Annotated in this window: 23 protein-coding genes, 1 tRNA gene and 1 pseudogene; 7 read left to right on the top strand and 18 right to left on the bottom strand. The window is 61.5% G+C overall.

Going from position 1 to position 24,912, the window contains the following annotated elements; translation table 11 throughout:
- Positions 1-280: 280 nt before the first annotated feature.
- The 4 genes and pseudogenes from ABRA89_RS16920 to ABRA89_RS16905 form a co-directional block, all read right to left on the bottom strand.
- Complete coding sequence (locus ABRA89_RS16920; protein ID WP_349942661.1) at positions 281-2,233, bottom strand: DNA cytosine methyltransferase; 1,953 nt, start codon at positions 2,231-2,233, stop codon at positions 281-283.
- 148 nt (positions 2,234-2,381) lie between these two features.
- On the bottom strand, positions 2,382-4,007 hold the full coding sequence (locus tag ABRA89_RS16915; RefSeq protein WP_349942673.1) for a site-specific integrase: 1,626 nt from the start codon (positions 4,005-4,007) through the stop codon (positions 2,382-2,384).
- A 21-nt stretch (positions 4,008-4,028) separates the two neighbouring features.
- Positions 4,029-4,298: pseudogene (locus tag ABRA89_RS16910) on the bottom strand (DUF6538 domain-containing protein); the annotation flags it as partial.
- A gap of 83 nt (positions 4,299-4,381) precedes the next feature.
- Positions 4,382-4,471, bottom strand: a tRNA-Ser gene (locus ABRA89_RS16905).
- Positions 4,472-5,075: 604 nt separating this feature from the next.
- On the opposite strand from ABRA89_RS16905, the gene queC reads away from it, so the two are divergent.
- Positions 5,076-5,807, top strand: a complete 732-nt coding sequence (queC, locus tag ABRA89_RS16900; protein ID WP_349942660.1) for a 7-cyano-7-deazaguanine synthase QueC — start codon at positions 5,076-5,078, stop codon at positions 5,805-5,807.
- On the top strand, positions 5,807-7,258 hold the full coding sequence (locus ABRA89_RS16895) for a DUF6880 family protein (protein ID WP_349942659.1): 1,452 nt from the start codon (positions 5,807-5,809) through the stop codon (positions 7,256-7,258). Before queC ends, ABRA89_RS16895 begins: the two co-directional genes overlap by 1 nt.
- Positions 7,259-7,300: 42 nt before the next feature.
- Here the strand turns inward: ABRA89_RS16895 and urtE are convergent, their stop codons facing one another.
- The 6 genes from urtE to urtA form a co-directional block, all read right to left on the bottom strand.
- Complete coding sequence (urtE, locus tag ABRA89_RS16890; protein WP_349942672.1) at positions 7,301-7,993, bottom strand: urea ABC transporter ATP-binding subunit UrtE; 693 nt, start codon at positions 7,991-7,993, stop codon at positions 7,301-7,303.
- A 10-nt stretch (positions 7,994-8,003) separates the two neighbouring features.
- Positions 8,004-8,546: a hypothetical protein gene (locus tag ABRA89_RS16885; RefSeq protein WP_349942658.1), complete on the bottom strand. Its 543-nt coding sequence runs from the start codon at positions 8,544-8,546 to the stop codon at positions 8,004-8,006.
- Between the two features lie 107 nt (positions 8,547-8,653).
- Positions 8,654-9,421: an urea ABC transporter ATP-binding protein UrtD gene (urtD, locus tag ABRA89_RS16880; RefSeq protein WP_349942671.1), complete on the bottom strand. Its 768-nt coding sequence runs from the start codon at positions 9,419-9,421 to the stop codon at positions 8,654-8,656.
- A 314-nt stretch (positions 9,422-9,735) separates the two neighbouring features.
- Positions 9,736-10,890: an urea ABC transporter permease subunit UrtC gene (gene urtC / locus ABRA89_RS16875; RefSeq protein WP_349942657.1), complete on the bottom strand. Its 1,155-nt coding sequence runs from the start codon at positions 10,888-10,890 to the stop codon at positions 9,736-9,738.
- Complete coding sequence (gene urtB / locus ABRA89_RS16870; protein WP_349942656.1) at positions 10,887-12,569, bottom strand: urea ABC transporter permease subunit UrtB; 1,683 nt, start codon at positions 12,567-12,569, stop codon at positions 10,887-10,889. Before urtB ends, urtC begins: the two co-directional genes overlap by 4 nt.
- Positions 12,570-12,696: 127 nt before the next feature.
- Entirely contained in the window at positions 12,697-14,064 is a 1,368-nt protein-coding gene (gene urtA, locus ABRA89_RS16865) for an urea ABC transporter substrate-binding protein (protein ID WP_349942655.1), read from the bottom strand.
- 298 nt (positions 14,065-14,362) lie between these two features.
- Between urtA and ABRA89_RS16860 the strand changes: the two genes are divergently transcribed.
- A complete protein-coding gene (locus ABRA89_RS16860) occupies positions 14,363-14,683 on the top strand; it encodes an SPOR domain-containing protein (protein WP_349942654.1) in 321 nt (106 codons plus the stop codon).
- Positions 14,684-14,704: 21 nt separating this feature from the next.
- Here ABRA89_RS16860 and olsB read toward each other — a convergent pair whose 3' ends face one another.
- The 5 genes from olsB to ABRA89_RS16835 all read right to left on the bottom strand — a co-directional run bounded on the left by olsB (position 14,705) and on the right by ABRA89_RS16835 (position 19,438).
- Complete coding sequence (gene olsB, locus ABRA89_RS16855) at positions 14,705-15,643, bottom strand: l-ornithine N(alpha)-acyltransferase (protein WP_349942653.1); 939 nt, start codon at positions 15,641-15,643, stop codon at positions 14,705-14,707.
- Between the two features lie 239 nt (positions 15,644-15,882).
- Positions 15,883-16,872: an acrylyl-CoA reductase (NADPH) gene (acuI, locus tag ABRA89_RS16850; RefSeq protein ID WP_349942652.1), complete on the bottom strand. Its 990-nt coding sequence runs from the start codon at positions 16,870-16,872 to the stop codon at positions 15,883-15,885.
- 66 nt (positions 16,873-16,938) lie between these two features.
- Entirely contained in the window at positions 16,939-17,445 is a 507-nt protein-coding gene (gene lspA / locus ABRA89_RS16845) for a signal peptidase II (RefSeq protein WP_349942670.1), read from the bottom strand.
- A complete protein-coding gene (locus ABRA89_RS16840; protein ID WP_349942651.1) occupies positions 17,445-18,299 on the bottom strand; it encodes a TrmH family RNA methyltransferase in 855 nt (284 codons plus the stop codon). Before ABRA89_RS16840 ends, lspA begins: the two co-directional genes overlap by 1 nt.
- A 2-nt stretch (positions 18,300-18,301) precedes the next feature.
- Positions 18,302-19,438 (bottom strand): class I SAM-dependent methyltransferase, encoded by a 1,137-nt coding sequence (locus ABRA89_RS16835; protein WP_349942650.1) that lies wholly within the window; start codon positions 19,436-19,438, stop codon positions 18,302-18,304.
- A 101-nt stretch (positions 19,439-19,539) separates the two neighbouring features.
- Between ABRA89_RS16835 and ABRA89_RS16830 the strand changes: the two genes are divergently transcribed.
- On the top strand, positions 19,540-20,019 hold the full coding sequence (locus tag ABRA89_RS16830; protein ID WP_349942649.1) for a CoxG family protein: 480 nt from the start codon (positions 19,540-19,542) through the stop codon (positions 20,017-20,019).
- A 139-nt stretch (positions 20,020-20,158) separates the two neighbouring features.
- On the opposite strand, the gene ABRA89_RS16825 is transcribed toward ABRA89_RS16830, so the two are convergent.
- From ABRA89_RS16825 to sppA, 3 genes are all read right to left on the bottom strand, one after another.
- Positions 20,159-20,569 (bottom strand): LapA family protein, encoded by a 411-nt coding sequence (locus tag ABRA89_RS16825; protein ID WP_349942648.1) that lies wholly within the window; start codon positions 20,567-20,569, stop codon positions 20,159-20,161.
- 316 nt (positions 20,570-20,885) lie between these two features.
- On the bottom strand, positions 20,886-21,167 hold the full coding sequence (locus ABRA89_RS16820; RefSeq protein WP_349942647.1) for an integration host factor subunit beta: 282 nt from the start codon (positions 21,165-21,167) through the stop codon (positions 20,886-20,888).
- Positions 21,168-21,255: 88 nt separating this feature from the next.
- Positions 21,256-22,197, bottom strand: coding sequence for a signal peptide peptidase SppA (sppA, locus tag ABRA89_RS16815; protein ID WP_349942646.1), 942 nt, complete (start codon positions 22,195-22,197; stop codon positions 21,256-21,258).
- A gap of 500 nt (positions 22,198-22,697) precedes the next feature.
- Here sppA and lptC point away from each other — a divergent pair, with 500 nt between their 5' ends.
- From lptC to lptB, 3 genes are read left to right on the top strand one after another with little or no spacing between them, the layout of a single operon-like run.
- Positions 22,698-23,450, top strand: a complete 753-nt coding sequence (gene lptC / locus ABRA89_RS16810) for an LPS export ABC transporter periplasmic protein LptC (protein ID WP_349942645.1) — start codon at positions 22,698-22,700, stop codon at positions 23,448-23,450.
- Between the two features lie 2 nt (positions 23,451-23,452).
- Positions 23,453-24,055 (top strand): LptA/OstA family protein, encoded by a 603-nt coding sequence (locus ABRA89_RS16805; RefSeq protein WP_349942644.1) that lies wholly within the window; start codon positions 23,453-23,455, stop codon positions 24,053-24,055.
- Between the two features lie 26 nt (positions 24,056-24,081).
- Positions 24,082-24,864 carry an LPS export ABC transporter ATP-binding protein gene (lptB, locus tag ABRA89_RS16800; protein WP_349942669.1) on the top strand — a complete coding sequence of 261 codons (783 nt, stop codon included), beginning with the start codon at positions 24,082-24,084 and terminating at the stop codon, positions 24,862-24,864.
- Positions 24,865-24,912: the final 48 nt, after the last annotated feature.

Below are 24,912 nucleotides of genomic sequence, written 5' to 3'. Positions count from 1 at the left end.
CCACAGGGTAAAGGGAGCCAGGATCGTCTGCCCGCACCGGGCGACGCTCAATCAGAACGTGATCTTCCTTATGAAATCCGTGAACGAAGAGACAGGCGCCCTCCCGCGGAAGCGGGTTCGTTCTCGGCCGCAGAGCGGAAATGATTTCCCAGTCTTGCTCCGAATGCATCATCAGCATCGCACAGCTTGACCCAACTACCAGATCCTCGTGCTCAAACTCGCTAATCGGATATTGCTCAGATCCGGTTGCACCCAAACGACGCGTTCGGCATCGGACGCGTCAGTTCATCCAGACGAGCGCATCGTCGTCTTCCATCGCTTCGCTCGCAGCTTGCAGGCTTCGAAGATCCAGCGCCCGAGCCGGGCGAGGCCGGTCGATCGGAAGTTGGGTCCGCACGGCCCCGGTGGGCACCCTGTTTTGAAGGCTTCGCCTGCGCAGTGCATTCAGCGGTCGCATGGCTTGTGTGAAGAGGTACCCACCATGGTCGACGGTTTTTCCTGTGAGAGCCGAGGCGATCGCACATCCAAGGAGCCGCGCCACCGGAGGCGGGAAGGCGTTGGCGATTTGTTTGTAGACCGCGACGTGTCCTCCGGCGAAGGGCCACAGGGACGGGAAGCCCTGAAGCCTGGCGCACATCGCGTTCGTGATCTCGACGGGTCCTTCGTGGTCTTTCTTCGGAAGCTCCCGTCCAATCCGGGTTCCGACGAACCCCATCTCTTCCCAGACCTCCCGCGCGTGCTGCTGACCGAGATCCGCCCCGCACTTCTTGTCGCTGCCACCAGTCAGTGTAGGCGCCGGAACGGCCATGCCCGCCAGATCTTCTTCCGACGGGTTCCAGCCTTTGGCGCGGAAGAAGTCGAGCAATTCACCGTCGACAGTCAGGGGCTCGGACACATAGTGAGGAACGGTCGCGGTCGGCCAGACGAAGCGCGCCATGACATCTCTGTCCCGGAAGCCGACGAGGATTGAGCGGACCCGGTTCTGCGCCACACCGAAATGCGTCGCGGTGACCTTCCGCCACTCGGTCGTATAACCCATCCGCTTCAGACGGGCCTGAATCTGAAAGCGGTCGTAATCGAACGGTGCATGGAACAGCCCCTCGACGTTCTCGATGAGGATCGATCGGGGCTTCACGTGCCCGACCAGACGCAGAAACTCCGGGAACATGTCGCGCTTGTCCGAAGAGCCGCCTCTCTCGCCTGAAATTGAGAAGGGCTGGCATGGCGGACCGCCAGAAAGGAGATCGATCGGACCGAGTTCGGCTCGATTGGGTTTGTAAGAGCGCACGTCCGTTTCGATAACATGCTCGCTCCCGAAAGCAGCGCGCAGCGTTTCGCAGGCATGGGGCAGGTATTCGACGAGCGCAGCGTGACGGAATCCGGCCTGTGCGAGCCCAGCCGCCATGCCGCCTGCGCCCGCAAAGAGTTCGAGAGCGGTTAAGTCATGCTTGTACGGGTGCTCGAGACAACCGAGTTTCGAAGCGGGACGAGCGACGAAAGCTGCGGACTGAGTGGCACTCGTGTAGTCCTCCTTGCTTTCGGGTTCGGCGTGATCTTCCTCCGTGACCTCAAGCGCGACCGCAAAATCGCCGTCCGCCCAGCGTCTCAGCTTCCCAACGGGCGAACCTGCGTCGCCGTCTTCGCCGATAAGGTAGGATGCGATCGGTAGAAGACGTGCAGCCTCCGAAGCAAACTTGCCCCGATCCTCGTCCGAGCATTCCGGAGAGAGAACGGCCTGCTCCAGCGCCTCGATCTCCGACATGAGACGGTCGGCGCCGCTGCGGGCCGCGCGCTTCAATACGCTGGCCGCCGTCTTCGGCTGATCGGGAACGGTCCCGCGCAGAACGCGGCGTACTTCCCTCGCGGTCAGGGACCGACCGGAAGCAATCGCGACGAGAGCCTGCTCGCGAGCCTCCACTTCCGCCTCTGCGATCAGGACGACGACACTCGGCGAGACCTTGCGCTTCAGAAGCATCTTTCGATGATCCGCCAGGACCGTATGAGCCTTTCGGAAGCCAAGAGCGGTTCGCGGATCGAGTTCGCACTCCTGTCGAACCCAGCTCGAGAAGGTGCCGCGCAGCAGTTCCGCCGCCTCCTCGAACTTCGCTCCGAGTTCGAAGACGTCCTCCAGCGCTCGGCCATTGGCGTTCTTCGCGCATTTGGCGATCGCACGCAGGCGTTGGCATTCCTGCTTCGAAGGCCGAACATTGGTTTGCGGTTCCGTCTTCGTCATCACCCATCCTCCGTGTGGTCGAAGGACGGTCTACCCTTCCGGGTTTGAACACCCGGAGAACGCGTTCGCTCAAATGCCGAGGACTTCGGCTTTTACAGAAAGGCAAATCGGAACTCGTCGCCCTCGTCTGTGCGGCCGTAGGCGTCAGCTACGGCCGTGTCTGTCGTCCTCTGGTCCGTTTGCACTTCGCCATCTTGGCGAAGTCGAGACCGCGGAACACCGAGTAGTCGATGGACGGATTGAGCGGTAGCCTTGCAAGCTCCCGGGCGCGCGTTTCGGTGATCGTCTTGTAGCCATAGCCCTCGTGCTCATCGACACTGATGGCATGGCCGGACTGAAACCTGCTGTCGCGCGGGTTGATCCCGGCGTCGCGCATGTCCTCGATCTGCCCGCCGCGCAGCGAATGGAAGACCTCCTTGCGGCTCTTCTCGACACCCGCCCGCTCGAACAGTCGCCCCATGTAGGACGAGGCGCTCTTGCTCGGATCGGCAAGGCGCATGAGTTCGGGAAACAGGAAAGCGTCGCCCAGCCCCTTCGCCCAATGCACGAAGCCGATCTCATCGAGAAAGTCGTTGAGAACGAAGAAGCTCGTGCTCGCATTCGTTTTGTACGGGACGCGCTTCCAGACGCCGTTGATCTGCGTGATCCCGGATGTCTGCGCGACGTGAACGCCGTGATACTTCTCGCGGAAGTCGTGACCTTTCAGGTGAATGAGCAGGCCGAGACGTCGTCCGGTCAAGTGCCCAAGCAGCGGAAGAAGGGCATTGTCGAGAAGCCCGCTCTCGACGCCGACCTTGAAGATCGCGGAAATCTTTTCCGCACTCAAAGGCTCGGCCGAGACGGGAGGTGCGGCCGTGTTCGGCCACCAGACCCGAACATGCGTGAACGGGTTGTGGTAGCCGAGCGTCGCGGACTTGTAGCCGATCATCGTCTTGACGATGCTGACATAGCCCTCCTGAAGCGCCTTGCGCGCCAGCGGCTTGGCGTGGAGATCGCGGTTGCGGTCGATGATCTCGCGCGCCGTCATATGCTTTGGACGTTCCGCGACGCTGGCGGGCCAGAAGGTCAGGAGACTGATATAGGCCTGGAGGTCGGACCCATCATAGGTGTCGACGGGATGGTCTCCGATCAGCTCAATGAAGAGGTCCCGCCGAAAGCGGGCTGTCTTGAGATCCTTGTTCTTACCCCCGGAAGCGTCCGCCCGGGCCGCCAGATAGTCGTCAGAGACTTCACTGAAGAGCGGCATTGTCGAGGCCGGACGCGGCACGAAACGTCGATCAAGCTTGAATGCAGGGACCTTCTGTCCGTGCTCGTCCAGCAGGTCCTGCATTTGTAAGGGCGTCGACAAACTCTGCCGAGCGTCGGTCATCGTCTGCGGAACGGCCGCCGCGGGAGTTGCGATTGCCGGAGCGGCAGACTGCGATGGCGTCTGAGACGCTGGCGTCGCATCGACAGACTTGATCGCGGCTGCGGACGTTTCCGTGCCCATCAGCTTGGCAACGTACTTCTCCTTCAGCATGTCCGCATTGTCGGCAATGACTGGATTGCCTTCGGAGCCTTTGGCGATCTCACGTCCGATGTTGACCAGGCCGCGCCATCCCTCGAACGCGGCCTCCTGGTCTGGATTCGGACGAGGAGGCTCACCAGCGATGAAGGAGTGATGCGCCTTCAGCCATCCGCGCATCTCGACCAATGCTTCCTCTGGAGTTTCTCCGGAAATGGTCGGCGTTTTGTCCTCAACTTGCGCGCCGTCCTCATCTTTGCCTTCAGCCAACCGTCTGCCCCTCAACTCCTCGAACCGCCCCCGTGCGTGAGCTGCAAGGAGGTCGGCTTTGCGCCGTGCCTCGCGCGCCGAACAGGCCCCGAGACTGATCCGGATCGGCGGCCTCGAGCGACCGCCACCCAGATCCTTCGGAAGGCGGACCTGGAAGAGATAGATCGTCCCGGACCGGACGAGATAGGGACCCGCCCCGCGTCGATTGACGTCCGATTCGGTCCGCCTCGGTAATCCTCGACGCGATACACGGCACGATACACCGGACGATACACCAGCCAAAACCGACATTCCCACACTCCCGAAACGGGTGTGTCGACCGGGTCGAATGCGTGAATCAGCGGGATTTTAAGTGGCGGAGAGTGGAAAATCCGTGGCGGAGAGGAAGGGATTCGAACCCTCGATACCGTTTCCGGTATACTCCCTTAGCAGGGGAGCGCCTTCGACCACTCGGCCACCTCTCCGGGATCCCTCATAAGCGCTAGACGGGATTCGACGCAACCCCGGTGACGCGGGTTTGGATGGTTGTTCTTACCCGCGTGGATATTCGCCCGGGCAGGTGTCGACCGGTGGACTGCTAAACCGTGGCGCGGCAGGCTCTCGAAAGCCAATTGGGAGAGGCTCTTGAGACGCATGGAAGCGATCTAGTTCCAGCGGCATGCGAATTACGAGCATTTCGCCTGAAAAGCCGCATGATAATTCTTCAAATCGGGACGTGGTTCTTCGAGGCTTTTTCGGATCGCCGGCGTCGGCAACTCAGCGGACGACGCTTGGATCGTGCTGGAACGACGGGTCGGACGGGCCAAGTGCGTGTACTCAGGCGTTCGGGAGAGGCGGCCTTGTGATCCGATTCTCGCCACCATATCCGCGCTTGATTTCGATATGGAACACCATAGGACAGCTTTTTATTGAGCATCGGCCTGACGCTTCTCATCAGATGAAGCAGTTTCGGGCGCATGGCTTCGGGAAAATCCCCTCTCGCGCTTTTCAACCGAGATGGAGTGACCTTTATGGGGGCAAGAAGGCGAACCGGCAGAACTTTGCACGATAGATCGAGGTGGGCGGACCATGGACGAAGGCGAAACCGCGCTCGTGCTCTTTTCCGGAGGGCAGGATTCGACCAGTTGCCTTGCCTGGGCGCTTGAGCGGTTTGGCCATGTAGAGACCATCGGCTTCGAATACGGTCAGCGGCATTCGATCGAACTTGATATCCGCCCACATGTTCTGGACCGTCTGAAAACGGTCTTTCCTCTATGGGGCGAGAGGCTGGGGCCCGACCATGTGATCGAGATCGACGCGCTCGGAAAAATCAGCGAGACCGCGCTGACGCGCGACGCCGAGATCACGATGCAGGCGAACGGTTTGCCGAACACCTTCGTGCCGGGCCGCAATCTCCTCTTCTTCACATTCGCGGGAGCTGTCGCCTATCGTCGTGGTCTCAAGCACATCGTCGCCGGGGTCTGCGAGACCGATTATTCCGGCTATCCCGATTGCCGGGACAATACGGTGAAGGCGATGCAGCTGGCGCTCAATCTCGGCATGGAAGCGCGCTTCGTTCTCGACACGCCGCTGATGTGGCTCGACAAGGCCGAGACCTGGGCGCTTGCCGAACGGCTCGGCGGCGAAGCGCTGGTCGATCTCGTGCGCCAGGACACTCATACCTGCTATCACGGCGACCGGGAGCATTTTCACGACTGGGGCTATGGCTGCGGCGCTTGCCCGGCCTGCGATCTCAGGGCGAAGGGTTGGGAGACTTACCGCAAACGCGCTTCAAGCGGTGACGAGAGCAGGACGGGCTGATGGCATCGCGTACGACGCTCAACGCAGACAATCTGGAAGCGCTTGGCGCAAAACGTCTCGCCGAGCTTCTCATCGAGATTTCGACAGGCGATGCGACCGCCAAACGGCGTCTTCGGCTGGAGCTCGCCCATGAAGCCAGCCCGCAAAGCGCGGCGCACGAAATTCGCAAACGGCTGACGGCGATCGCCAACGCGAAGTCTCGGGTCGGCTGGCGCAAGCGCAAGGATCTCGTGAAGGACCTCGAAGGCCAGCGACACGCCATCGTCGACACGCTGGGCCCCAGCGATCCGGCCGAGGCGCTCGACCTTCTGTGGCGCTATCTGGCCCTGGCAAACGGCATTTTCGAGCGCACGGATGATGGTTCGGGCACCGTCATGGCTGAATTCGGCAAGGCGATCGACGATCTGGTCGCGCTTGCGGTACGCGTTTCTCCGCCGCCGGAAACCCTTGCCGGGCAGGTCTTCACAGCGCTGACCGAAAACGATCATGGCCAGTTCGACGATCTGATCGAAAAACTTGCGCCGGTGCTCGGCAGCAAGGGCTTGGCGGCGCTCAAGGCGAAGGTGCTCGACTGGGCGAATGAACCCGTCGACCGTAAGCCCGATGCGCAGCGCCGCATCGTCGCCTACTCGCTGAACGGCCCGATGTACGAGGACGAGTTCGAGGCTTTCAGCAAGCGCCATCGCAGCGACACCGCGCTGCGCGCCATTGCCGATGCCGAAGGAGATGTCGACGATTTCGTCGCCCGACATTCCGAACTCGAACGCACGGTGCCGAGTGTCGCGGCGGAAATCGCGGACCGGCTGCTTCAGGCTGGTCGATCGGAAGACGCGCTGGAGGCGCTTTCCGGGGTGTTGGAAAGCCCGGAGGAGATCGTTACCGATTTCATCGAACCGGAGTGGGAAGCAGCCTATATCGCGGCGCTCCAAGCGGCCGGCAGGCCGGCGGACGCCCAGGCTTTCCGCTGGCTCTGTTTCGAGAAGCGCCTCGATGTGCAGATGCTGAAAGACTACATCGCACGGCTGCCGGAATTCGAGGATGTCGAGACCGAGGCCAAGGTGCTGGCTTCAGTCGGCGACCGGGAAGACCCGCACGATGCGCTCGGATTCTTCATCGAATGGCCGGACCTGAAGCGCTCTGCCGATCTCGTGCTTGATCCCGAACGCGCATGGAACGGCGATCTCTACCATCTGCTCACACCGGCTAGCGAACGACTGTCACCCTCCCATCCGCTGGCGGCAACCCGGCTCCTGCGCGCGATGATCGATTTCACGCTCGATGAGGGCAGGTCGAGCCGCTACAAGCATGCCGCCCGGCATCTTGGAGAATGTGAACGACTGGCAGCGGAAATCGCCGATTTCGGCTTCATGGAAGATCATGCCGCCTTCGTCGAGCGGCTCCGGCAGGTGCATGGCCGCAAACGCGGCTTCTGGAACCGGGTTGACGATTAGGCCGCCGGAGCCCTGTGCTCTGCCCTTCGGATCAGTCGGTTCTCAGACCGTCAGGTGACGGCGGACATCGTCCCGGTCGAGATCGCTTGCGACACCGCGGTGAACGACCTCGCCGCGATCGAGGATGGCGATTTCGTCGGCGAGTTCGCGGCAGAAATCGAGATACTGTTCGACGAGCAGGATCGTCATGCCGAACTCGTCGCGCAGGAAGCGGATCGCCTTTCCGATATCCTTGATGATCGAGGGCTGAATGCCTTCGGTCGGCTCGTCGAGCACCAGAAGCTTGGGCCGTGTGACCAGCGCCCGGCCGATGGCAAGCTGCTGCTGCTGGCCGCCGGAAAGGTCGCCGCCGCGCCGGGACAGCATATCCTTCAGCACGGGAAAGAGCTCGTAGACATGGTCGGGCACGCTCTTGTCGCTTTTGAGCGGGGCAAAGCCGGTCTGGAGATTTTCCTTCACCGTGAGCAGCGGGAAGATTTCGCGGCCCTGGGGCACGAAACCGATGCCTTTGCGTATACGCGCATAAGGTGCCGCTTTTCCAAGCTTCTGATCCTCCAGCAGGATCTCGCCGCGACGGATCGACTGCTGGCCGATGATCGCCCGCAGGAGCGAGGTCTTTCCGACACCGTTGCGTCCGAGAACGCAGGTGATCTTGCCGGTCTTCGCTTCGAGCGAGACGTTCCGCAGCGCCTGCGCAGCGCCGTAATAGAGATCGACATTGGAGACGGTCAGCATGTTCTCGTCCTCATAGGGGGCGCTGTCGCACATTCTTCGGTTCGAGGGCATCGCGGAGCTGAACCAGCGCGCCCCGCTGTTCGAGGTTTGAACTCCCCCGTCGATTGATCATCATGCTCGTGGCCTCGATCAGGTCGTCGCGCTCCTTCGGGCCGAGGGTCTGCCGCAAAAGAGGAGTCAGCGCACGCATGACACCGCGAAAGTCGTAGCTGTGCCGAGAAGCCCAGCGGGCAAAGATCACGGTTTCCTCAGCATCCGGATCGTCCGCCACGTCCTTCAGCCATCTCGCAATTGCCTGTTCGTCTTCGTCGGTTAGGGGACGGCCCGCCTCGATGGCTGCTACGAGGACGACTGCCGCAGCAGTGCGGGGATCGTCGATCGCCGTCAGGGAGGCCTTGTTCGCCTTGGCGCGAAATCGACTGCGGCGATAGGCACCGCGCATGCGTCCGGCCGCATCGCCGATTTCCCCGGCCACTTCGCGCGCTGCCTTGAAGCGCCACCACCAGATACCGACGAAAGCAAGCGCCCCGATCAGAATTCCCAGTATGTGCATTTCAGACTGCCTCTTCATCCTTCTATCGCGATGAAGTGGCCTATATCGACGTGGACAGGTTGTGCAATAGAAACCCTCGGTTCCTGAAGCCTGAAAGGTGCGAGACATCATCGGCCCAGATAAACCTCGATCACGCGCTCGTCGTTCGAGACATGGTCGAGCGATCCTTCAGACAAAACCGTACCCTCGTGCAGGCAGGTCACCTTTACGCCGAGCATGCGCACGAAATGCATGTCGTGCTCGACCACGACGACCGAGCGCGTCTCGGAAATCTTGCGCAGGAGGCGCGCGGTCTCTTCCGTTTCGGCGTCCGTCATGCCGGCGACCGGCTCATCGACGAGAAGGAGTTCGGGGTCCTGGGCGAGAAGCATGCCGATCTCGAGCCACTGCTTCTGGCCGTGGGAAAGTTCGGCGGCCCTCGCGTGACGCCTGTCTTTGAGCCGCGTCTCTTCGAGAATATTCTCGACCAGATCGCGCTCCCTGCCGCTCTTGCGATGAAACAGCGTCTTCAGGACGGAGCGCGAACCGTCCATCGAAAGCCGGAGATTATCCTCGATCGTCAGGCTCTCGAAGACGGTCGGCTTCTGGAACTTGCGACCGATGCCCATGGAGGCGATCGCCGCCTCGTCGTATTTCGTAAGATCGACATCCCCGGCGAAATAGACATCGCCGCTATCGGGCTGCGTCTTGCCGGTGATGATATCCATCATCGTCGTCTTACCGGCACCATTAGGGCCAATGATCGCGCGCATTTCGCCGCGCTGGACGACGAGCGAAAGATTGTTGATCGCCTTGAAGCCGTCGAAGGTCTTGTTGACGCCGTCGAGATAGAGAAGCGTCTCGCGGCGGGCGCCGAGCCGCTTTTCCTTTTCGATACGCTCGTTGCGAAGCTGGGTTGCATAAGGATGTGGCGAGACGACCGGCTCTTCAACGGGTACCGGTTCTCCGTCGCTCTCCGAGATTTGCGGAGCGGATGGAGCAAAATCGGGCGAAGCCGCGTCCGCCGGCGACTTCCATTCCGGCGCGGCCATTGGCCCCTCGTCCGCATCCGGTTCTGTCGCCGGCGGAGCGCTCAGGCCCCCGCCTGTCGCTTCTTGAGTTGCAGTCGTATCGTCTTGGCCCTGGGGTTCTTCCAGGGTCTTGGCCTGTTCGGCCGCTTCCCGGCGTGCTGTGAAATGGTCGGTCATGGTCATTCCGCCGGGCTTGGCGCGGGCTCGGTCGTCCCCTCGCCCTTTTCACGTTCCTTCGACGCCCTCCGCTCTTTCCATCCGTTCCAGCCATGATCGATCGTCCCGATGATCCCGCGCGGCAGAAAGATGGTCACGAAGACGAAGAGCCCACCCAGAACAAAAAGCCAGAATTCGGGCGCGATCGATGTGAAGATCGTCTTGCCATAATTGACGAGAAGCGCACCGAGAATCGGGCCGATCAGCGTTCCGCGCCCGCCGACGGCGGCCCAGACGACGATCTCGATCGAATTGACCGGATCGAATTCGCCCGGATTGATGATGCCGACCTGGGGTACGTAGAGAGCACCCGCGATTCCCGCCATCACGGCAGACACCGTGAAGCCGAAGAGTTTCACATATTCCGGTCGCCAACCGATGAAGCGCGTTCGGCTTTCGGCATCGCGGACCGCGATCATCAGATTGCCAAGCTTGGATCGCGTGATCGCTCCGACCACGATGACGCCGAGTGCGAGCGCGATGCAGCTTGCGGCGAACAGCGATGCTCGGGTTTCCGGCGCCTGAATCGAGAAGCCGAGAATATCCTTGAAGTCGGTGAGGCCGTTATTGCCGCCAAAGCCCATGTCGTTTCGAAAGAAGGCGAGCAGCAGGGCGTAAGTCATCGCTTGGGTGATGATCGAAAGATAGACGCCGGTGACGCGCGATCGGAAAGCGAAGAAGCCGAAGACGAAGGCGAGCAGGCCCGGCGCGACCATCACCATCAATGCCGCGAACCAGAACTGGTCGAAGCCATACCAGTACCAAGGCAGTTCCTGCCAGTTCAGGAAGACCATGAAGTCCGGCAGGACTGGGTCACCATAAACGCCGCGCGAGCCGATCTGCCGCATCAGATACATGCCCATCGCATAGCCGCCGAGCGCGAAGAAGGCCCCGTGGCCGAGCGAGAGGATGCCGAGATAGCCCCAGACGAGATCGAGCGAGAGGGCGAGCAGCGCGTAGCAGATATATTTGCCGATCAGCGGCACGGCGTAGGATGGTACATGCAACGGATGGGAGCGCGGGAGCCAAAGGCTTGCCATCGGTACCAGAATCGCGGCCGCGACAAGCAACACGACGAGGAACCAGACACGCGGCCCGAGATACTTGGCGAAAATCATGCGTCGACGAAGCGTCCCTTTTGCGCGAACAGGCCGCGAGGCCGCTTTTGAATGAAGAGGATGATGATCACGAGCACGACGATCTTGCCGAGAACCGCGCCGGCATACGGCTCGAGGAACTTGTTGATGACGCCGAGGCTCATGGCGCCGACGAGCGTACCCCAGAGATTACCGACCCCGCCGAAGACAACGACCATGAAGCTGTCGATGATGTAGCCCTGGCCGAGATTGGGAGACACGTTGTCGATCTGGCTGAGCGCGACGCCCGCGATGCCTGCAATTCCGGAGCCAAGCGCGAAGGTCATCGCATCGACCCAGGGCGTGCGGATGCCCATGGCGGAAGCCATTTGCCGGTTCTGGGTGACCGCCCGCATCTGAAGGCCGAGCACGGTCTTGTTGAGAACGAGCAGCAGGCCCGCAAAGACGACCAGCGCGAAAATGATGATCCAGAGCCTGTTCCAGGTCACCGACATCAGGCCAACCTCGAAGGCGCCAGACATCCAGTCGGGATTGCCGACCTCGCGATTCGTCGGGCCGAAGATCGTGCGGACGGCCTGTTGCAGGATCAGCGAGACGCCGAAGGTTGCGAGCAGGGTTTCAAGCGGTCGCCCGTAAAGGAAGCGGATGAGCCCGCGCTCCATGATGAGCCCGACGAGGCCGGAAACCAGGAAGGCGAGCGGCAGGGCGATCGCCAGCGACCACGCGAACAGGTCCGGCGTATGGGTGCGGATCAGATCCTGCACGACGAAGGTCGTGTAGGCGCCCAGCATCACCATCTCGCCATGGGCCATGTTGATGACGCCCATCACACCGAAGGTGATGGCAAGGCCTATCGCGGCGAGAAGCAGCACCGAGCCGAGGGAGAGGCCGTACCAGATGTTCTGCGCCTGATTCCAGAAGTTGATGTTGGACTGGATCTGCGCGACTGCCGAAGTGGCGGCGACCCGCGCCGCGTCGTCTTCGGTGGAGGCCGCAAAGGCATTGAGATAGGTCTGGGCCTGCCGGTCGCCGCGCTGGGCGAGGACGCTCGTGACCTCCGCCTTTTCCTCGTCGGGTCGATCCGATTGCAGGATCGCGGCGGCACGGGCCTGCTCCATGGCGGAGCGTATCGATGGATCCTCTTCGGCTTCGATCGCCGCGTCGAGCGGCTCGATCATGTCCGGGTTCGCTTCGCCGAACAGCGTATTGGCCGCGCGCATGCGCTGAGCGGGATTGTCGGATCTGAGGGTCAGCGAGCCGAGCGCGCCGGTCACGGCGTTGCGGATCGAATTCTTGACGCGGACCTTTTTCATATCGCCGCGAGGAGCGGTGCCGACGTCCTCGCCGGTATAGGGATCTGTCAGAGCGTAGTTGTCGCCTTCACGAGCCGCAATGAAGACAGCTTCATCGCTCTCGCGCCAATAGAGATCGCCCTCGCGGAGCGCCCGAAGCGCGCGGGCGACCGCCGGATCGCCGGTCGCCGCGAGGCGTGAGATCACCTCTTCGGTGTCGTCGTAGCTCTGTTTGCCGCCGAAGTCCTGAATGATCGCGGCCGGTTCCGGTGCGGCTTGCTCAGCACTTGCGGCAGAGGATGGCTCCTCGGCAGGTACGGCATCCTGCGCGCTCGCGAGGTTTGCCGACACAGAGAACAGGGCCGCGCAAAACATGAACGCGGCAAGCCTGCGGATCAAGGTGATCATGAAGCAACGAGCCAAGTGGTTTCGGTCATTTCAAGTGGGCGGCCACCCCATGGTGCCCGAGTGGCCGCCCAGATACGCGTCAGTCTTGGGAGGAAATTGACGCGTCTATCTTCGAGATAGCGACGACTTAGTTCGTCGAGGTCTCGTCCGTTTCGGCCGCCGGTTCTTCCGACGGAGCCTCGGCACCCGCACCACCGCAGCTTTCGGTGTCGGTGTTGTAGTTGCCGCAATTGATCGGATCGGTCCAATCGGCCATCAGCACCTTGGATTCCGGCAGGAAGTCGGACCACGCATCGCCTTCGACGACGTCATCGGTTTCCGAAACGATGTCGAACTGACCTTCGTCGTTGATCTCGCCGATCAGGACGGGCTTGGAGATGTAGTGGTTCTTGCCCATGACGGAGGTGCCGCCCGACAGGTTGGCCTGCTCGATGCCCGGCAGAGCGTCGATGACGGCGTCCGCATCGGTGGTACCGGCCTCTTCAACGGCCTTCACCCACATGTTGAAGCCGATGTAATGGGCTTCCATCGGATCGTTGGTGACACGGTCTTCGCTGCCGATGAATTCATGCCACTTGGCGATGAAGTCCTCGTTCTCGGGCGTATCGACGCTCATGAAGTAGTTCCAGGCGGCGAGATGGCCGACCAGCGGGCCCGTATCGATGCCGGCGAGTTCTTCCTCACCCACCGAGAAGGCGACGACCGGAATATCGGTCGCTTCGATGCCCTGGTTGGCGAGCTCTTTGTAGAACGGCACGTTGGCATCGCCGTTGACCGTCGAGACCACGGCGGCCTTCTTGCCGGATGAGCCGAATTCCTTGATGCGCGAGACTTCAGTCTGCCAATCGGAGAAACCGAACGGAGTATAATTGACGAGGATGTCCTCGGCAGCGACGCCCTTGTCCTTCAGATACTGCTCGAGGATCTTGTTGGTCGTGCGCGGATAGACGTAGTCGGTGCCTTCCAGCACCCAGCGCTCGACGCCTTCTTCCATCAGATAGTCGACGGCCGGGATCGCCTGGGTGTTAGGCGCCGCGCCGGTGTAGAAGATGTTGCGCGAGGACTCTTCACCCTCGAACTGCACCGGATAGAAGACGACGGTGTTCAGCTCTTCGGCGACGGGCAGGATCGACTTGCGCGACACGGACGTCCAGCAGCAGAAGACGACGTCCGCCTCGTCCTGCGAGACGAGCTGGCGCATCTGTTCGGCAAAGAGCGGCCAGTCGGAGGCCGGATCGACGACGACGGCTTCGAGCGGCCGGCCGAGCACGCCGCCCTTGGCATTCTGCTCCTCGATCAGCATCAGCATGACGTCTTTGAGCGTCGTCTCCGAAATCGCCATCGTGCCCGACAGCGAGTGAAGGACGCCGACCTTGATCGGCTCGCCGCTCGGCGCTTCGCCGGAGGAATCCTGCGCGAAGGCGCCGGTGACAATGGCGGAGCCAACGAGAGCGGCGGCTCCCAAACGCTTCAGCCAATTCTTCGGTGAATTCATGTAAGCTCTCTCCTGCGTGATCTCCCGCTCGTCGCGGCGGGGTTACAGGAGAGAAGGCAAGCGTCGTGCCATAGCCCATTTTGCACTGCCGCATAGCCGTTGCCGAACTTCTGCGCAGCTGACTTTTAGATCGGCACGCGACCCAAGTGAACAAAAATTAGGCTCACCAGTGAAAAAATGCTCATGAGCTTAAGAGCAGATTACATCCTGCGCGAAAAGTGAGCGTTGTTAGGAGCTTGCCTTGCGTCACAAGCCGAGGCATCCTTTCTGCCTGGGGCCAAGGAAGGATAGTGGTACGATGTTGAAACATTGGATCTTCGCCGCGGCTCTCGGCAGCGCCGCTTTTGTCGCCACGCCGTCTCACGCCGCCGACAGCTGCGGTTACTTTGCCTTTGCCGGCGCCTTTTCGAGCTTCAACGCCGCCAACCGACGCGCCAATCAGGTGGGCGGCTCGGCCTGGGGGCTCGACTCTTCGGACAGTCCGAATGCGGGCAGAGGCATGTGGGTTGTCGCGATCGGTCCCGGCTCGCGCGGAGATGCCAACCGGTGGCGCAACCAATACCGCTCACGCGGCATTGGCGATGCCTATGTCGCCTATCGCTGCTTCTACGGCGAATAACTCGAACGGTCTCTCACACGGTCAAGCCGCAAAACGTCCTGCATCAGTGCCGTAGTGGTTGACGTAGCGCGGATTGATGCGCTCGCGTGGCAATACGATCAGGACGTCCGTCGTCCCGAACTGCTTGTCCACCACTGCTCCCTCGCCGATGCAGCCGCCGAGCCGGAGATAGCCCTTGAGCAGCGGCGGAAGGCCGGCAAGCGCCCGCTTGGGATCGATCGGGAGCGCCGCGTCGTCGGCAAAAGTGCCGCGGCTCGCATGGGCCCGCACGTGCCATTCCGCCGGCGCCGGAGCAGCCTCGCGCAGGAAGGCTAGAGAATTGGCAATCTTCTCCGGGTCCGTGCCTTCAATCGAGGCGCAACCGAAGAGAACGTCGATATCGTGGGCGATCACATAAGCCCAGATGCCTTGCCACAGCAGTTCGACCGTCCGTTTTCCGCGATAATCCTTGAGAACACAGGACCGCCCAAGTTCGAGAAACCGGCGCCCGGAATGGCGGGCCAGCATCGGCGCGATGTCGAATTCGCCGGCCGTGTAGAAGCCGCCGGCGAGCCGGGCACCGGCTTCGCGCATCAAGCGATACGTCCCTACGATGCGGTCCGCGATCGGACCGGTCCGGTCTTGATCGATAACGAGGAGGTGGTCGCAGTAGCGGTCGAACCCGTCTTTGTCGCGCCGGGTCAGCTGCTGAACCCGAGAAGGCTTCGCGCTCATCTCTTCATAGAAGACATGGTAGCGCAGCTGCTGGGCGGCTTTCACCTCCATGGGCGAACGGGCAAGCCGAACCTCCAGCGAGCCGATGCGGCCAAGAACCGGGCCGTTGGGATCGAAGCGGGTCGCAAGATGCATGATCTTCGCCGGGACGCCGCGCTTGAGAAAGCCGGCGCCGGGAAACTGAGGGGGCTCGCCGCCACTTCTTGTGAGCGGCGTCGTCCATGCAGTGTCAGCGATTGCAGCCATCTTTATCAATCCCACCCCATAGAAATGTCGCGGCAAGATTAGCTCGCCTTGGCGAAATTCCAATGACGGTTGTCCACTCGCATTCTGACCGTGATAAACAAATGACGCCGCCGCGCGTTCCCGTCTCTCAACGCAGAGTGGCTATGGCAAGAGCGGATTTCAATGCCGGGCATAAATGCCAGCGCCGCCGTTTTCATAGGCGGCGCTGCAAGGTGATTCCAGACGCTTTCGACGGCAGATCAGATATTGACGACGACGCGGCCCCGCACCTCGCCGTCGATCAGCGATTTCGCCGTATCGATGACCTGATCGAACGAAACCTCGGAGGAGATTTCCTTCAGCTTGGCCTTGTCGAGATCACTCGCCAAGCGCTGCCAGGCCTGTTCGCGGCGGGGTTTGGGAGCCATCACCGAGTCGATACCATGCAGCGAGACACCCCTGAGGATAAACGGCATCACGGTTGCGGGAAGGTCGAAGCCCTGAGCGAGACCGCAAGCTGCCACGCTACCGTGACGCTTCGTTCCGCCGAGCATGTTGACCAGCGTGTGGGAACCCGCGCAGTCGACACCTGCCGCCCAGCGTTCTTTCTCCAGCGGCTTGCCCTTCTCCGACAGCTCCGCACGGTCCATGATTTCCGAGGCGCCCAAGTCCTTCAGATACTGCGACTCCGAGGACCGACCGGTGACGGCGATCACCTCCCAGCCGAGCTTGGAGAGAACCGAGACGGCGACCGAGCCGACGCCGCCGGTAGCGCCCGAAACGATGACTGGGCCATCCTCGGGCTTTGACCCTGCATCTTCCAGAGCCAGCACCGAAAGCATCGCCGTATAGCCGGCCGTGCCGATCGCCATGGCCTCCTTCACGGAGAAGGCGTCCGGCAGCTTCACCAGCCATTCGCCCTTCACGCGGGCGCGCTCGGAATATCCACCGTAATGGGTTTCGGAGAGGCCCCAGCCATTGAGCACGACCTTGTCGCCCGGCTTCCATTCCTTGTTGCGGGACTCGATCACCTCGCCCGCGAGATCGATGCCGGGGATCATCGGCCATTTGCGCACGATCGGCGATTTGCCGGTGATCGCGAGGCCATCCTTGTAATTGACGGTGGAAGCTTCGACGCGGATGTCGACATCACCCTCCATCAGGTCGTCGGGGCTCAGCTCGGTCATCTCGACCGACTGGTTCTTGTCCTCGTCGCGGCTGATCAGCACTGCCCGGAACGTATCGGCCATGGATCGCCCTCCCTTGTTTTCGCGGTTTCCTTCTTATCCGGGGAGGAAGGGCATTGCGGCCCGAAGTCAATCGGCAGCGCTCTCCCGCTTCATCCGGCGCTCGCGCATCGGGGTCAGCAGAATTTCGTCAAGAACGATCAGGAGTGCGCCCACGCTGATGAAGCTGTCGGCGAGGTTGAACACCGCGAATTCAAAGAGCGGCGTATGAAAGAACACATAGTCGACGACATAGCCCAGAACGAGCCGGTCGATGAGATTGCCGATCGCGCCGCCTACAACGATGGCAAGCGCGAAATGGGTCAGCTTTCGATCCGCCGGCGTCTTCACCCAAAGGTAGAGGACGCCAACGAGCACCGTGCCCGCGAGAAGAGCAAGACCTAGCGGGCCGGTGCCGGCGAACATCGAGAACGCGATCCCGGTATTGCGGGCATGGAGCAGCGAAAGAAATGGCAGGAGCGGGATTTCCCGGCCGAGCTCCATCGTCATGACGACGAGCGCCTTCACCGCCTGGTCGAGGAAGACGGCGAGGACGACGAGGGTGATGTTGACCAGAACGAGATTTCGCGACGGCATCATAACTCCAGAATTTCGCGCCTTGCCTCGAACAGCATCACACCCGTGGCTACGGCGAGATTGAGGCTATCGGCCCGTCCGACCTGCGGAATTCGCACGAGCGTGTCGCAGGCATTCGCGAGCGCATCGGTGAGACCGGCCTGCTCGTTACCCATGACGAGGACGCTGCCCTTGGACCCGTAATCCGGCATCCGGTAATCGGTCGCCCCGCTCATATGGGTGCCGATCAGCGGCGCCTTGCAGCCAGTCCGCCATTCGATGAACGCCGCTTCCGTGACACGCGATACCGGCACTGCGAAGATCGAGCCCATGGTGGCACGCACGGCCTCCAGCGAGAATGGATCGACCGTCTCGCCGACGAGGACGACGCCTTTCGCACCAACTGCATCGGCCGTCCGCATGATTGTGCCGAGATTGCCGGGATCGCGCACGCGGTCGAGGGCAACCAGGACCTCGGTCGGCTTTGGAGCGAGCCTATCGAGCGGAACCGTCTTCTTTTTGAAGACGCCGACGGCGTTCTGCGGGTTGTCGCGGCGGGTGATCGCTTCCAGAACCTTGTGATTGGCCTCGATGAGATCAGCGCCGAGGGCCACCGTGCGGGAGGCCGTCTTTTGCAGCAGAGCGCTGTCCTGCGCGGCGCGCGCGACGACGAGGGTCTCGATCTCCCAGCCGGCATCGAGCGCGTCGATAACCAGCTTCAATCCTTCGGCGAGAAACAGCCCGGTCTCGTCGCGATGCTTTTTCTGAACGAGCGCGCGGATATCCTTGACGATCGGATTGGCCGTGCTCGAAATCTCCTTCACCCGACCGGGAGCGGAGACACTGCGCTTTGGTGCGTCATGTCCGGTGTTCATCGTCAGGCTGTCCAGCGTGCAAAGAGGGATGTGGAGAGAAGCCGCGCGTCCGCGCCGTCTTCGGCAATGAGGAGTTCGCCGGCCTCAATCCGACCGCCCATTCCGCGAAATTCCTCGCGGGTCAGCTCGGCGAGCGAATAAAAGGAGGAGCGGATAGAATAGGCCGTGAGGATCGCGAACAGAGCTTTTTCCGACAAAAGCATGCGAACGAGGCCGAGGAGATAGGGCAGGTCTTCGAGTATCTGCCAGACTTCGCCCTTCGGCCCGCGCCCGAATTTCGGTGGGTCGAGAAGGATCGCGTCATAGCGATTGCCGCGCTTCACTTCGCGTTCGCAGTACCTGACAGCATCCTCGCAGATCCAGCGGATCGGCGCGTCCTCCATCTCCGCCAACGCCTGGTTCTCGCGCGCCCAGCCGATCGCCTTTTTGGAGGCGTCCACATGGGTCACCTCGGCGCCGGCCCGCGCCGCGACCAGCGAGGCCAGCCCCGTATAGCCGAAGAGATTGAGAAGTCTCACCGGCCGCTTCGCCGCGCGTACGGTTTCATCAACGAAGGCCCAATGGGCTGCCTGTTCGGGGAAGACACCGGTATGGCGGAAACTCGTGAACCGTCCGTGGAAGGCAAGCCCATCGTAAGCAAGCGGCCAGGTCTCGCCGAGTGCTTCGCCCGTGAAGCGCCAGCGCCCGGTGCCCTCCTCGTCTGTGTCGCCTGTGAAAATCGCATCGGCGCGGTCCCAATCGGCTTCACTTTGGCGTCTCGGCCAGATCGCCTGGTTTTCGGGACGCCGGATCGTGAGCGGACCGTAGCGCTCCAGCTTTTCGCCGGCACCGGAATCGAGCAGGGAATAGTCGTCGGTCGGCGCAACTGTCAGGATGACTGGAGCGGCAAGTTCTGGCCGATCGCCCACGGCAGCCGGGATATCGATCCGCTCGCGCGGAAGAGGCCCGGCTTCGGCCTTCGGCTGAGCACGTGTGTTCGACTTCTCGACCGAAGCCCGCGTCCGAGAGCCGCGATCGCCGCCCGACCGACGGTCCTTGGTACGCCCCGGTTTCGCCTCTGATTTCCCGCGTCCACGCGCCACGCGCTCACCGCCTTTTCTATTGGGGCCGATGTCATTCTTTGGTTCAACGCGCTGCATAAACGCTGGTTTTGCCCTTGGCAAAGCGGACAAAGAGGAGAAACTAGGCCTGGGTGCGACAAATGATGCTGTCGCAGTGAAATCTTGATCGGGAGGAACTCATGGAACTCAAGGGCGAATATCGCTTGCCTGCCAGCCGCGAGACGGTGTGGAAGGAGCTTAACGATCCGGAGACGCTCCGCCAGTGCATTCCGGGCTGCGAGAGCCTCGAACTGAACGACGACAACACGATGAACGCGACGGTCAAGGTCAAGATCGGCCCCATGAAGGTCTCGTTCAAAGGCGATGTACGACTGGAAAACATCAATGCGCCGGAGAGCTATTCGATCGTCGGCGAGGGCAAGGGCGGCATCGCCGGCTTCGCCAAGGGCCGCGCGGACGTCCATCTCGAAGAGGCCGGCCCCGAAGAGACAATCCTGACCTATCAGGTTGACGCCCAGGTGGGCGGCAAGATGGCCCAGCTCGGCGGACGCCTCATCGATTCGACAGCGAAGAAGCTGTCGTCGGAATTCTTCGATTGCTTCGCCAAACGGGTTGCAGGCGGAGACGCAAAGGTCGAAGGCGAAACTGTCAGCGCCTGAGCCAAGGCCTTTTCAGCCAGCAGACAAAAAGGAAGCCCGGCATCCGATGGATCGCCGGGCTTTGCTTTGCTGCTCGTTTTTATCGGAGGGCGCTGCTGGGGCGAGACCCGACAGAATATCTGTGAAAGCGAAGAGCGGGTCAGTGCGCCTGGATCATCCGCGACGACGCGGTCGGTGCGCCTGCGATCGACGGCTGCTGGGAATTGCCACCCTCGTTGCCCGCCCGTTCGACACGCTCCTGACGCAGACGCTTGAGAGCCTCGGCCTGCTCCTTCTTTTCCCGCTCCATCTTTTCCATTTCGAACTTCCGGCGCCAGGAATCGCGCCGATAGGTGCCCTCGGATATCCAGGTGAAGATGCAGCCGAGTACGACGCCAACCAGCGCCGCCGAGATCATGATCAGCGAGAGCGGGATCGCGAACGTGAATTGTGGCATGGTGCCAAACGGATCGAGCGTGAGGTCGACCGGCCCGCGATTGATCACCAAGAACGTCACGATGGGAATGGCGACGAGAAGCAGGACGACGACGGTCAGGACCCGGGCTATCATTTCTTAGACTCTCCACATCCCTTGGCGGGCATTCGGTTCACGGCCGCGGAGAAATCAAACGAGTCACCGCGCCCAAGGCTTAGGAAATGCCGCCGCAGGCCGGTCTGTCAATTGCATCGCTCGGGAAAGGTGCCGCCAAAGATGATGGAGACCATCGCCCCACCGCAGAACACAGGCATTCGGACGACCTGGGCCGTATAGCAGTGAAGCACAGGCGATCGCGGGCAGGCACCGATGCAGGGCAAGATAGTATTGTCGATTGATGGATACGCTTAGTCGCCGGCTCCACCAAAGACCGGCCAAGACCGAGCCGGGATCAAGCGTCGTTCAGGCGCTCGCGCAGTTCCTTGCCAGGCTTGAAGAACGGAACCCACTTTTCCGAGACCTCGACAGCTTCGCCGGTGCGGGGATTGCGGCCCGTGCGGGGCGGACGGTTTTTCACGGAAAACGCCCCGAACCCACGAAGCTCCACACGATTGGACTCGCAGAGCGCCTCGGTAATCTCGTCAAAGATGGCGTTCACGATCGTTTCCACATCCCGCTGATAGAGATGCGGATTCCGGTTCGCGATGACCTGGACCAGTTCCGATTTGATCACGATGTAAATCCTTTAATTCGTTTCGCTCGCGCTTAGCAAAGGGGCGCCCCGGAAACGACCTCTCAAACTGGAAATCAGAGAGTTCACTTTAAGTTGAAGGCTGCCAGAGCGACACCAATCCGTCAAGCTTCAAAGCGCGGATTGAGGCCGGAATCGAGCCATCGGAAAGGCCGAATGAAGTTCCAAGTGCGGAAATACTCGCCGAGAGAAAAGAAAACGGCGCGTCCTCATCTTCCGGCTCACGCTCCACAATCTTGAGCCCCGCGGGAATTTCCCGTTCCTCTTCAAGCCATTGGCGCACCGATTCCTCGCCGCCAATCGCATCGACGAGCTTACGTTGCATCCCCTGACGTCCGGAAAAAACCGATGCGTCGTCGACGGCGTTCAACTCGGCACGCGACAGACCACGACGCTCGGCGACGATATCCCGGAACCAGTCGTAGGTGTCCATGATCAGGTCATCGATCATCTCCAAAGCCTCTGGCGGCGGCGGGCCGAACGGTGACGGCTCGGCCTTAATCGGCGAGGATTTAACCGCATCCACCTTCACGCCGATATTGTCCAGAAGCTCCGAGGCATTTGCATACTGGAAGAGGACGCCGATGGAGCCGACGATAGAAGTGCGACGCGCGACAATATGATCGGTCGCGGCGGCCACCATGTATCCGGCAGAAGCAGCGAGCGTTCCGACTTCGGCGGCTACCGGCTTGACCTCCGCGATCTTGCGCACCGCTTCGTAGAGCGACTCGCCTCCGACCGTGGTTCCACCGGGCGAGTCGATCCGCACGACGACCGCACGGACGGCGTCCTCGGTTCTAAGCTTGTCCAACAGCTCCAGCATCTTGCGGTCTTCGGTGATCATGCCCTCGATGGAGACCCGCGCAATCTGATCTCCCACTGGCTGATTGCCGAGATTGGTGAGAACACCGATCGCAACGGCGAAGATGACCGCCAGCACTGCGGCGACCCGCCAGAAGGTCAGCTTGCGCCTGAGCGATCGCCGATCAATGAGGCTGTCTGTGTCGGACAATGCGGAGCGCTCCTCGTTTGGGTGCCGTCCCATGTGTGTGGTTCGGTTTGTCCTGCATCCAGCCGCACCGTCTTGTAAAGCGGCATTTACGACGCATTCTAACGAGCCGGTCCGTCAAAACTTGAGAAGCTGCGAATTTGCGCGGTAGGGGTAGCGCGCAGCAAGCCGGATTTCGCTCTGACGACATGCCCATGCGGTTTTTAGCAAAAATCGTCTTCAGGAGGCTCAGACGCTGCGGCGCCAACTTTGCCGCTAACGCATTGGATGTGAAGCATCTTCCGACATCATGCTTCCTTCGGGCAAGTCGAGAGGCTTTGAGGCTGCGGTGCTCCGTTTATCAGGATATGCAAGAGTAGCCGCCAAGACTCGCAAAGATACGCCAAGACGCCTATAATCCCGTTCTGCCTCACAAACCCCGTAAAGGTTGGCGATGTAGCGCCGGTTATGGCGCTCATCTTTATGCGCCGACGAGCTTTGAGACACGCGAGGGGATATCTGATTTGACGGATAGCCACAGCAAGAACGAGATCGCGCAAGCCCCTGAGGCCGGCGGCGACACGCGGGAATTAAGCCCCGCGATGAAGCGCGAATTCGAGCGTGCAGTACGTTCGCGCAAGCGCGTCCGCATGCTGAAGGTCGTTCTGCCGTTGATCGGCGGTCTCATCGTTCTCGGCGGGATTGGCGTGACGGTAATCGCGCGCGCCATCCCCGACGACGTGCGGATCAGTGGCGCATCGATCGAGGACGGTAGGGTCGTGATGGACGATCCGCGCATGTCCGGCGTCGATTCCAACGACAGGCCCTTCGAACTCGTAGCCCAGAAAGCGATGCAGGCCATCACCGGCGGCGCGATCGATCTGGAAGGCATCGACGCGAAAGTCGCCGTCAGCGACAAGACCAACGCCGTCATCCGTGCATCTGCCGGCCACTATGATCCGAATGACCAGCTACTCAATCTGACTGGCGGAATGAGCATCAAGACCGACGACGGCCTTCAGGTGGAGATGCAGTCCGCCGGCATCGATCTCACTGCGGGAACCTTGACAACCGAGGAGCCTGTTCACATCAAGACTGCCGACCAGGAAATCCGCGCGAACGGCATGTCTCTCAGCGATAACGGCGACAAGATCCGGTTCTCCGGTGGCGTCTCGATGAAGCTCAATCCAGCTTCCGCCGATATGATGTCCCGTAAAACGAAAACCGAAGACCCGCGTCTGGCGGAAGCGGCGCCAATCGAGACTGGAGACCAATAAACATGCGCGTCTTGAATGCGGCCATTTCCACATCGCTCATCGCGGGCGCTGCTGTCATGCTTTCTCTGCCTGCAACGGCACAAGAGGGCGGTCTCGGTAGTAATTTCACCGGGCTCCAGCTCGACGGCAACCAGCCGATCTCGATCGAGTCGAGCACGCTCGACGTCGACGACAAAGCGGCGATCGCGACCTTTACAGGCAATGTCTCCGTCGCACAGGGCCCGACCCAGCTGCGCACGGGCAAGCTGATTGTCCACTATAACAACAGTGGCGGCGGTAACGGGCAGAGCACTTCAACCGGCGGCTCGAACCTGCCGGGCGGGTCGAGTTCGATCGAACGCCTCGAAGCCTCCAACAAGGTCTATGTGAAGTCGCAGGATCAGGTCGCGACGGCGGAGCGGGCCTCGTTCGACATGGCGAGCAATGTCGTCGTCATGACGGGTGACGTCGTTCTCAGCCAGGGGGAAAACGTCGCCGAGGGCTGCCGCCTGACAATCCAGATGGACACAGGTCAGGCCCGGCTCGAATCGAGCAATTGCGACGGTGGGAGCAGCGGCAGCGGCCGGGTTCGCATGATGCTCACCCCAGGCCAAGACTCGAACTGATCTTGCAGGAACATACGGACATCGAAATGCGCGCCTCGGCCGACCAGCAGGAGAGCGCTGACGGCCTTGGTTCCGAGGCGAGCGGCCTCGGCATTCTGACGGCCTCCGGCCTGACCAAGACCTATCGCGGCCGCAGGGTCGTCGATCAGGTCGGCCTGTCGGTCAGGCGCGGCGAGGCCGTAGGGCTGCTCGGACCAAACGGCGCTGGCAAGACGACCTGTTTCTACATGATCACCGGCCTTGTTCCCGTGGACGAGGGCGCAATCATGCTCGACGGCTTCGACGTAACGAAGGTGCCGATGTTCCGGCGCTCACGACTCGGCATCGGCTATCTGCCGCAGGAAGCTTCGATCTTCCGCGGTCTGAGCGTCGAGGACAATGTCCGGGCAGTGCTGGAAGTCTCCGAGCCGAACAAGGCAAAGCGTGAAGAAGAACTGACCTCGCTGCTCGAGGAGTTCCACATTGACCATCTGCGCAAGCAGCCATCGACCTCCCTCTCAGGCGGCGAGCGGCGGCGCTGCGAGATCGCCCGCGCGCTCGCCTCGAAGCCGACCTTCATGCTGCTCGACGAACCCTTCGCCGGCGTTGATCCGATCGCGGTCGCCGATATCCAGGCCCTTGTGCGCCATCTGACCCGCCGGGGCATTGGCGTTCTGATCACCGATCATAACGTCCGAGAGACCCTTGGCCTCATCGACCGGGCCTACATCATGCATGCGGGCGCCCTTCTGACCCACGGCAATCCGCAGGAAATCGTCGACAACGCGGACGTTCGACGCTTTTACCTTGGCGACCAATTTAGTTTTTAATTGCGCGGCGATGCTCCCGGCTCGCGTTGACATTGTTAGCCGGGTCGC

It is taken from the genome of Fulvimarina thalattae (genome assembly GCF_040239565.1).
Taxonomy (GTDB): Bacteria; Pseudomonadota; Alphaproteobacteria; order Rhizobiales; family Rhizobiaceae; genus Fulvimarina.
This window is presented reverse-complemented; position numbering and strand designations above follow the sequence as displayed.